General features: G+C 52.8%; 5 protein-coding genes. 4 read left to right on the top strand and 1 reads right to left on the bottom strand.

Going from position 1 to position 10,222, the window contains the following annotated elements; translation table 11 throughout:
- From N7650_RS27520 to N7650_RS27510, 3 genes are all read left to right on the top strand, one after another.
- The coding region (locus N7650_RS27520) for an AAA family ATPase (RefSeq protein WP_279900865.1) at positions 1 to 1,547 on the top strand (1,547 nt) is incomplete at its 5' end.
- 16 nt (positions 1,548 to 1,563) lie between these two features.
- Positions 1,564 to 2,319: a hypothetical protein gene (locus N7650_RS27515; protein ID WP_279900863.1), complete on the top strand. Its 756-nt coding sequence runs from the start codon at positions 1,564 to 1,566 to the stop codon at positions 2,317 to 2,319.
- A 131-nt stretch (positions 2,320 to 2,450) separates the two neighbouring features.
- The gene (locus N7650_RS27510; protein ID WP_279900862.1) at positions 2,451 to 3,581 is read left to right on the top strand and encodes an FRG domain-containing protein; all 1,131 of its coding nucleotides are present in this window, start codon (positions 2,451 to 2,453) and stop codon (positions 3,579 to 3,581) included.
- A 498-nt stretch (positions 3,582 to 4,079) separates the two neighbouring features.
- On the opposite strand, the gene N7650_RS27505 is transcribed toward N7650_RS27510, so the two are convergent.
- Positions 4,080 to 9,458 (bottom strand): NACHT domain-containing protein, encoded by a 5,379-nt coding sequence (locus N7650_RS27505; RefSeq protein WP_279900861.1) that lies wholly within the window; start codon positions 9,456 to 9,458, stop codon positions 4,080 to 4,082.
- A gap of 249 nt (positions 9,459 to 9,707) precedes the next feature.
- Here N7650_RS27505 and N7650_RS27500 point away from each other — a divergent pair.
- Positions 9,708 to 10,222 (top strand): hypothetical protein (locus tag N7650_RS27500; RefSeq protein WP_279900860.1); only part of this gene is annotated, 515 nt, incomplete at its 3' end.

Here is a 10,222-nt window from a genome sequence, read left to right as displayed (position 1 = left end):
TTAGAGACTCAAAACAAAAAACAACCCTAGAGCAAATGGACTACACGCCAAGCCGAGACTTCCTTCAGCTTGCACATAAAAAAAGGCTCCAAAGTGGTGAAAAGGCGCCCCGAATCAGCGTGACATTACATGCAGAAAACGGCGACACAAAGATCGGCGTTTATTCTGCGAGAAATGATGCCGGCACAAAGACTTCGGTTGAAGGGCCATTTGCATCTAGCTTCATTCACAAACAATTCTCAGCATATATCCCCGGCCTTGCGGGTTTAGCAGAATCTGAGACTCTTCTTGCCACTCCTATACTGCATCGCAAAGCAGCCTCAGGAGAGGGCGGCTCGGTTCTACGCCATATATTACTGGGCCTTGGACTAGACGGTATCGAAACACTACCAAAGCCCAAGGAACTGCTTGAGCTAAACACATGGGTTGGCAAAGTCTTTCCTGGCACAAGATTCTGGGTAAAATTCGATAGACTCCGCGATATCCATATCGATGCCAAGTTTTTAACTCCCGAAATGATAGTTCCTGGCCAGCGACTAGATACTCAGTGGCGGTCACTTGAAATGGCTGGAACAGGATTCCTGCAAGTTGTACAGATTTTTGCCTACCTACTCTATTTCAAGCCCAAGCTTCTTCTAATTGACGAGCCCGACTCTCATCTACACCCCAGCACACAAGAGCTACTAATCAAAGCGGTCGAAGAAGCCGCCACTAATTTCCCTGAAACCCAGTTTCTACTTACTACGCACTCTCCAAGTGTAGTGAGATCCTGTAGCGCTATCACCAAGGTCAATTGGATTAATGAAGGCAAAATCAAGCTTGAGTCCGAGGAAAAAATCAGACAGCGGATGGGTTGGGGAGCTCTAGACAAAGACGTCATTCTTTTCACTGAAGACGGCAATATGGAATACATGAAAAGCATTCTTAATCAATGGCCTGACTTAGCAAGAAAAACATTAATATGGCCAACATTTGGCTCAGGCGGACTACATCAAGGGGCGGCTTTAAAAAAGATCAGGGAAGCGTTAGGCATTAAGGTTGTACTCCACAGAGATAGGGACTTCATGTCTGACGCTGACAAAGATCAGTGGAGCATAAAAATGGAATACCACACTCACAACATCCCCTTCTGGACCCCTGCAGGCTCGGACATTGAGTCAGAGTTCTGTTCACTCCAACACCTAATGAATGTGTTCTCCCTCAACCAAGCAGAGGCTGAATCCTTGGTGGAAGAAGCACTTAAACTGCTTGACCCTCTTATTATAGAGCGCGACTTTAATACCGCATACCAAGCAGCTATAAACGGCCTACCAAAAGATAAAGTTGGCTTTCCAACACGAAGATGGGCGGAACTTGGTGGATTCGGCACATCCACTACAAAAGGGAAAGTCCTTCTTAAAGCTATAAATGAAGCTGCAACTCAAAAATTCAGAGCTCAATCAGATACCTCTAGACTCTCAGGCCTTAGCAAGTTGAAGACGCCCAGCACCCCCATGCATGAAGACCTTCAAAAATTGATTCAATCTGCCATTGGCATCAAACTTTAACCAAGAAATTAGAACCATGGATCCGAATAACGTAAAAATTCATGGCATAGAAAAAGCCATGGAAGCCCGCTGGGCTCTTATATTTATCGCATCACTAACGTTTGTAGATACATACATGATTATTGCGCATGGCCTGAATATAGGCTCAATAAGCCTTTCTTGGGCCAAAAGCAATATAGACCTATCCGAATCGGCAATTATTATTGGCTTATTCACCATCACATTCGGGCTACTAATTCCGGGCATCGGAATAGTCGGAAAGCTCGCCATTGGAGTCCTAATCGACACTATAATCTACAAGTTAACCAGGAAGCCATATACATTTGGCGATTGGAAAAGACCTGAGGCCGAATTAGATAAGTGCCATTATGTTCGCGCCATCGACCTTCGGAACTGGGCTATTAAAAATTCAAATTCAGCAGCATATAAAGACTACGAAAACTTTTTAGCAGAAAGGAAAGAACTGTCCTTTCTGCGCTATATCTGCCAATCCATAATCGCACTTTCACTCTTTGGGTATTTTTTCTCTACTATAGACAACCCTACATTAGCAGAGATTATCGTACTCAAGATTGAGGCAGCCCCGTGGTTTTATGAGTGGCCACTCAAGTGGATTTGGGGAGGCCTCATTCTTTTCATTGTTGCTGTCGCATTCCGCGATGAAGGTGAATCAGCAAAGTACATCCGCCTAACAAACCACAACATCTATAATGAAAAAAGCGATGCTGTACGACCAACAAATAAATACCTGGGCAATCAAGACTCAGCCTAGATCATCAAAACAATATCGAGGCGCACTTACCGCGCCACGATTTATTGGGTGATGGAGCATTACGGCAATTACATACCAGATCGAATCTGCTATTAGCAATATGCCTAAAGAACTAACATAGGACGTTGATTATGACTACAGATTTCTTTGATCCCATCGATAGCGTTGGGGCATTCCTGCAAGTTGTAAAACACTTCTACCCAATCGGAGAAGTAGCTTTTTTTAGGGGACAGGGTAACAACCAACACCATGTAAGCTCATCATTCTATCGCCTCCTTTGCCAGAACGACTTTCAAAGACGCCCAAATAACTACCCCCACGTACTATCCAATGAACTTTTTCATGAGTTTAAAAAAAATATTCCAACTTATGAAGAAATACACTCGCTAAAGAGCTACCAGTTAAACGACCTTGATCTGGTAATGGTAGCCCAGCACTACGGCTTACAAACTCGGCTGATCGACTGGAGCAAGAATCCGCTCGTTGCGCTATATTTTGCGACTGAGCGCGCTCAGCCTGGAAAGGATTGCTGTGTATATATGCTATATAACACAGAGAAAAAAAACAGTGTAACCGTCTCCAGTAGTGAAGCTTTCGCTAGATCAGTTTCGGACGAGCAATTTAGGATCCGGAAGCTAGCTGAGTATTTCGAGAGCAACCTGATGAGGCAGGATAGTACAAATACCCTGAGCGACATCCACAAAATTATCAATCATCATACTTCCAGCGGCGAACTTCTTCGCCACCCCATTATGATTCATCCAAAATTACTCTCCTATCATCTGCTTAAAATTGCTCACGAGCACAAACATAAACATTTCGGGAGTATCCTCGCCGAGCTACAAACAGCACTTATAAACACTGGCGCAACTATAAACTCAGTAGTAGTACACAACCAATACAACTACATAATTGAAGCGCTTCCATTAAATCCAAGAATCAAAAACCAACAAGGCGTTTTTCTCTTTTCGAACAGACCGGATGAACCAGCATTCCGTAGTGAAAGTTTTTCAGATTCAACAATCATCCGCTCCGGCTCGTTACGACACATGCAATGCAAGGATCACACGCAGGGCATCCTGAGAATTGACATACCTGGCGAACTGGGCATTGAAATTCACCGAGAGTTGAATTTGTACGGAGTGACCAAGGATTTCATTTACCCTGAGCTAACGTCCTTCACTCAAGTAATGCGCGAGAGGGTTGTAACAAAATTGAATAGAGCGCTTCACCCAAAGCCAGAGGTTGGACTGCAAGAGTAATCAACATTCTTCGGAAAATTCTGACGACTTTTTTGCACCCTGTGCTGATCCTAGGCGCTGATTGGGACAATGCTTTCAACTTATTGGAGCCTGAGGGCTGCATGGTAACGCGTAGCGGCACCATCAAAGGCCCCCTAACCGTCTCTCTCGATTGGCGGTTACCCTTATTCAGCCTTTCGGCAGGGGGTTTACCGCTTCTGCCTCTCAACTCTTGCTGGATGCTGCACGCCTTATTTGGACTCCTACTGCTAACCCGCCAAGATATGCCAGCCATACCAACAGCGGCCATCCCAATCAGGCGCATCAGTGATGATCTCCAACAGATCAAGCCGAGGGCTAGGCTGATCAATATGCAGGCATAGCGGTTTCAAGCAGGTGAACTCAGTGTCAAGGAAGGCCCTCCATGGCGTCATTCGATGTGCTTCAGTGACCTATCCAACCAGAGGCTGGCATTCCTCCATCGCAGTATGGGTTTCCGCCGTCCTCGCATAGATCGACTCATACTGCCTCAGCGAGACAAACACCGCGAAATGACTCGCTTTGCTGAAGGGCCGCGCTACGGCGATCGCCAAGATCGACCAGCGCATCAAGCACCTGCAGCAGCTTACGGGCTAGAGGCGCTGGCAATGGATGTAAGCGATCAGCATGTGCTTGCACCAGGGCAGCAAGCGCGGCAGGCACTGAGGAGCCCCTCCACCCAGCAGGCAATCGTCCGTCAACGATCTGTGCGAGCACTTGGTCTGCGAACATATCGACCGGGTAGGTAGCACCAGAACGCTCACATAACGTAATGAACTGGTGCATGACGTAGGGGTTCCAGCCAGCGGCACGCACCATGCGGTCGATCAATGGCATGACACGGGAAACGTCGTCCCAATTGCCGTTGGCAAACCGAGCAGCCCCAGAGGCGTGTTCCACAATCACGAAGAGTAGTGACTTGATCAGATTCGGCAGGTCGAACCCACCGATGCGCCCATCGTTATACCGCGAGCGGCGCAGGTCATCGCTCTCTAGCGTTCGTTCGAGCACGACCTGCAGCAAATGTAACGTGTCATTCCGGATCTCCAGCGCATCAAGAACCTCACTGCAAACCAGCGATACAGTGAACGGGGCGAGTAGCCGCATTGCAATCTCATCGGGCTGCTCAAGGAGCGGCCGTAGCAGCCTGCGCGAGGTCTCGTCGCCAGGAAGATGAGGTACAACGCTTGCCAGCGTCCGTCCCAACTGATCCTTCCACTCATAGAGGTTTCCATCGCCACGCTCGCGCCCCCTACGTCGCTCGGTTCGCCATGCCGGATTGATCGTGTCTAGCGTCCAGCTGATGAACGCCTCAAGGGCATCTACATAATGCGCTCGATATGAGCTCTCCATGACAGCCCCCACCGGGACGTTCTTTAGGACATTCGCGGCGTATTTGCCATCCCAATGATCATCGGTAGGTGCCCAACCGTCTTCTTCGTCCTCATCAAAAACCGACGAGCTCTCGGCATCCGAGACGATCTGCTGCCAAGAAGGCATGGGGCGTACCCAAACAGGCAATGGCCCTTGCTCCCTGTACTCATCGAGCGCAGCTGCTAGTGCAACGACTCGGCGATCTATTTCCATTTGCCGCCTCGCATCGGTGTCGAACCGGTACATGTCTCGCCTCCTTACGAGTTGTGCCAACCGCAGCCCAAGGTTCAGACCGCACCAGGCAAAGCGGGCATCGCACTCCCAGCAGCCTGCGACTTCTTCAAGCGCAACTAAGGAGATCGCATCGAGTGGGTGGGCGATTAGGCGATAGAGCTCTTCGTGGTCACCAGGATATTTGCCGCCCGATTTAATACGCGCAGCCAACGCACGCGCCACGAAGATCTTTGGGTGCCACGGAATTACGGATCTGGAGAATATGTCGTCAGCCTCCTCCTCACGCATGAGGCAGAAACTCTCTATGGTGGAGTCAGCCCAAACCCTATGCTCGCCCGCATCGGAAAAGCAGACTAAGGCAGCAGCCGTTCCTGCAATTGCGCCCTCAGTGAGCCCGCTGCCTGGCATCAACGAAATTGATCGTCCTGCAGCAGTTGCTTCAGTTAGTTCTAGTGCACGCTCGACCGCCTCATCCGCAGTGAATCCTGGCGCCCATTGACGTGAGCTGAAGCACTTCTCCACCCACAACCACAACTCCGTCTCGCGCCCCGCCTGCGCATGGCGCTGTAAAGCCTCTTGCACTTCAGGAGCTTCGTGCCGGGGACTGCTCATCGAAATCTGGACTACGTTGCTGCGGCCGGGGATCGGCTCAGCTTTGTAGTTCTCGATATGACCCAGCTCAGACCATAGCTCGGCCGTACGGCGCAGTTCGGCCACGTGCTCGGGATCCTGCGCCGCCTCTTGAGTAGCGAACTCCAGCTTATTCGGAAAATCATCTAGAGCCTTACGACATGCATCCCGCAGCACCGCATCACCACCAAGAACGAAGAGCGGCACCAGGTCCCGCAGCTCCAAAGAGCGCGACGACATCTGCATGTTGTCAGCAACAGCTTGTCGGTGCATTGCATCAATGCTTCCCTTCTCAAAGCCGATCAGTCCAGCACTCTGCAATTGGTGCTCTTGAACCTTGCGCTGCAAGTCGAGCCGACAAAGCCGGAGGCTGCTTATCAGTGCCAACGTAGTAGGTGAAGCTTCCTTGGCTCGCAGAGCGAGGTGCACTGCAATGCCTAGAACGCCAATACTGTTGTGCCCCTCCAAGATCTGTTGCAGCACATCTTCCAGCGGGCGACCGGCATTGAGCTGAGCGATGGCCCAACTCTCCAGCGCCATAAGCGCACATTCCACAACCTGCGGCCCTCCATGGCCACGGAACCAAACGTAGTGCCGGTCACTTCCCCAGAACTCGTGCCTTCCCCACGGAAACTCCAGTACGAGCGGTAATGGTGTATTACTGCGATGCCAGTGTCTATGCAGCTGTTTCCATGCCGTGGTGGCGTGGTTCACCAGATCGCGGATCAGCGCGAGCGCCACTTCTGGATCGCAAATCAGCAATGAATGGAACGGTTCGCGCAGAGGCGAAGCAGGGAAATAACCTTGATGTTCAGCGCCGATCGATAGCTGATCCCAATCGTGGTGGGAGAAGGAGTTAGGCATCATCGGGGGACTTGAGAGCATGAGCTCGTCGAGTCGAGATCTGCTTTCCGGGGGAGTAGCCTCAACCTCTCTACGCTGGCGACTCTGTTCGAGCGCTTCGCGCCGCCACCTTGCGGAAGTATCATCAGGTAATTCTTCCAGAAACCAATGCCGAGCAACCCGAGCGATCTGCGCCGGATGAGTTTCTGCCAACACCGGCGCATAAGTCATGAGCTCGCGGTACGCACTGTCGGACCAGCGTTCAACTGTCTCAACCTTAGCAAGATAATCGGCCACCACATCCGGGTAGGCCCGTGCCGCGCGCAGGATCAACGCTCGCAGCTCAGTCTGTAGCTCTCCGGGCGCGCGCGGCGCAGAATTGCTCGTCGGCTTGCTGTACCTGCCCCAGCGATCCGCCTCTTCATCCTCAATTGCATTCAACCAGGTTGCACACTGCATGACGATTCGCTGCGACACTGCGTTGGGATAGTCCGCGCAAGCGGTCTGCCAAGTTTCGAACAGTGTGACGAGGTCGCTTAAGTATGCATCTGGGATCGAGTCGATCTCTTGGATGCCCCAAATCAGCAAGCGACGCCATGCCGCGAAGTCCGATGGCCACCCTAGCGAATCCGCAATACGAATGCGTGCGGCAGCGTCAAGATCGCCCCCAAGGGTTCCGGACAACACCATAGGATTGGGCGTTGTCTTCTCGGCCTGCATCCACACCAAGAGTTTCCCGAAGAGCTGATGGGTGTTGGCTGCCAATGTCGCAGCAAACATATCGACGTGCTCGGTGAAGCGTGGACTGAACACGGGCGATACGAGCCAGGCACGTAACCACTGCGGCCGCACCTGAGCCTGCTCAAGCGCGCGGAGTTCGCGCGACCACTGATTAGGGATTATATAAGTCGCCTGCGATAGCAGCTCTACCACCCGCGCCAAGGCAGGCGGCTCACCGGCTGCGGTCAGGGCTGGGATCCAGTCATCCCCCTGATCAAGCAACAAGTGGAGAAACGACCATTCGAAGAATATGTCGTGACTGAACTGCGCTGTATGCCCCTTGCGCACCGGCTGCACCAGGCCGTCCTCCTCTAACGCCGGAAGTACCTCTTGCGTTGCAGGGGAAAGGTCACGTATGCGGATATTGCGGCCCAAATCCCGCGCGCTGCGCTGTGCTAGCTCAATCAGCCCCCGCTGCCTCGCTAGCGCCTGGGGCGCATGTGCGTCGTAACCACCGCGAGTCCACCAAGCATCTACGAGGTCCACCTCCGACTGAGGCGCGAATCCTGACGGATAGGCCGCCTGCAAGAATCCTCGTGCCAGCACACCTGCAAAGAATGGGCGACGTGCAAGTGAACGCACACGCTCGTTTCCGCCGATGATGAGCGGCTGCAACGCCGGCAGCGAATCCGCGAGCGAGCTAGCCTCTTCGTCCGTCAAATTCTCCACATCGACATAGCCCACACCACTACCTGCGAGCAGCGCAGGAGGCACCCAGTTGCGCAGAGGCTCGATACCGGCATCGCGAGCAGTAGCGACAACGCGCCAATTAGAAAGCGTCGGATTCGTCAGAAGCTGGCCAAACAAGTCGGTCACAATAGACCGCTGTTCCGGAGCAATACGGTCCAGACCATCGATGAGCAGCAGGGCATGGCCGGTGGCCGCAACCTCTATGAGCAGTGGCTCAATCGAAGTTGTCGTTAAGCCTATCGCGCGAGCATGCTCCGACCAGCTGCGGCTAGAAAGCCGGTTAGCAGTGAGGAACAAGGTGGTTCCCTCGGCGGCCAGCTCATGCACAAGATCGCGTAACAGAACTGTCTTTCCGGTGCCTGGAAGACCCTTGATCAGCGTCAGGCGGTGGGCCGCAATCTGATCACTGAGCTGGTCGCGTAGCACCTGACGAGTCAGGTGCGTCCCTCCGATGTCGTTGGCCTGTTGATCAAGCCAGTGACGCGTACTCTCACGCAAAACCTGCATGTCGCCGACAAACGCGGGGGCGCCTGTGAAACGCCAGCCTGCCAATGCGCGCATCAGCGATGCACGGGTATGCACGGCGCTGCTACCTGCGCCATCGCGAGCAATCTGGCGCAGCAGGTCCCACAAATCATTTGCACGCGCCACTTGCCCAGGCACGAGCGCACGCTGCAGGCTGGTAATTGCCTCCGCTTCGTGCGTCGATCCGACGTGAAGGAAGTCAAATCGGATCAGTACTAAATGCGCAAAAAGGCGATGCAGCTGATCGTCTGAGAGAAGTGTGCCTTTGTTCAGAGCAATCATCCGAACCGCCGCGACTACAGCACGGTGAGTGGCCGAGGCACTCCCGTCCTCGTCAAACCGATGCATGAAGGACGCGGTTGTATCGGAACCACGTGCCCATTCACAAACGGTCACGAAAGCACGGGACGTCTCTTCCGCCACCGCACCCGTTACCACTCCAACGCGATCTATGTGCTCGCGAAAGTCGGGCTTCTGTAACGTTTGCCAACTGTGCTGGATAACATCTCGGAAATCGGTGTTGGTCTCCGCCCCCGAGATAGTGAGCGAACGCTTGACCTGCAGCGATAAGCGCATGACGGTTCCGTCCGCCAAGGAGGCCGCATCGACAATTACGTCATCGAGCGGCTCGCCAAAGTCAGCTTGCTGCTGTGCGACCCGCTGCACAACCCGCCCACCGAGGGCGGCTGCCGTTGTATCACCGACCATGGCCACGAGGTACTGCGCTGTAACCGCGTCCTCGTAGGTGAATCCAGCACCACCAGTAAGTTCAGGCGAAGTCATGCTTGTCCGTGGCTCTTATCGTCTCGTCCTAAACGCTTCCTCAAGCATGACTGCCTTCGGAAGCTCTCAACTCGCTATCTTGAATAAGTAGCGAACAATCTTATACGATCAATGCGGGCTGGATCGAAGCCTGCTGCCCACCTTGGCAAACCCGAATGGGACGATTCTCTTCTTACTTAATGCGTTTGGGATTCCCTGTGCGGATCTCGGCAGTGGGCACCGGCACTCCGCGAACAGAGGAGCCTCAACATGCAACGCATTTTCCTAGTTTCGCAAAATGCCATCTCTCGCCTGAAGCAGCGTGCTCGTCGCATGAAGCGAGAAAAAGATATCCCGCATTACGAAGCCCTTGAGATCACAGCGAAAGCTGCTGGTTTTGATAACTGGCATCAAGCAGCCGAAGCCGCGGAGAAGTGCAAGCCGATTGAGGAGGCATACCTCCGCGGATTTTTGCTGGCTTTCGACCCATCAGAAGTGCCGGACACAGAAAATGAAGACTCCTCGCTCAAATGGGAGCCTTACGCCTTCGAGCTTCTGCAAGATCGACTTTTTGAAAACTATGCCAGTCAGCTTGATGAAGAAGATCCTGCCGAAAGACCGATTTCGGAGACGCTGGATCCGCAAGATCTCAAGGAGTACTTCAGCGATGACTGGAGCAGTATGTACTTCTTCCGACTGAAGCGCTCCGACCAAGTGACCACGATCGAACAACTCTTATCGCTCGTGAGCAAGCACTCGTTTTGGCCTCCCCGCTTTGTCTTCTC

This window comes from Pseudomonas sp. GD04058, from assembly GCF_029836855.1.
Lineage (GTDB): Bacteria > Pseudomonadota > Gammaproteobacteria > Pseudomonadales > Pseudomonadaceae > Aquipseudomonas > Aquipseudomonas bharatica.
The sequence above is the reverse complement of the archived record's forward strand: the minus strand, read 5'-3'. Positions and strand labels throughout refer to the sequence as shown.

What these genes read in the sequence shown, in the direction of transcription:
- N7650_RS27505 (WP_279900861.1), bottom strand. Translation starts at nt 9,458, where the DNA reads ATGACTTCGCCTGAACTTACTGGTGGTGCTGGATTCACCTACGAGGAC.
- N7650_RS27515 (WP_279900863.1), top strand. Translation starts at nt 1,564, where the DNA reads ATGGATCCGAATAACGTAAAAATTCATGGCATAGAAAAAGCCATGGAA.
- N7650_RS27510 (WP_279900862.1), top strand. Translation starts at nt 2,451, where the DNA reads ATGACTACAGATTTCTTTGATCCCATCGATAGCGTTGGGGCATTCCTG.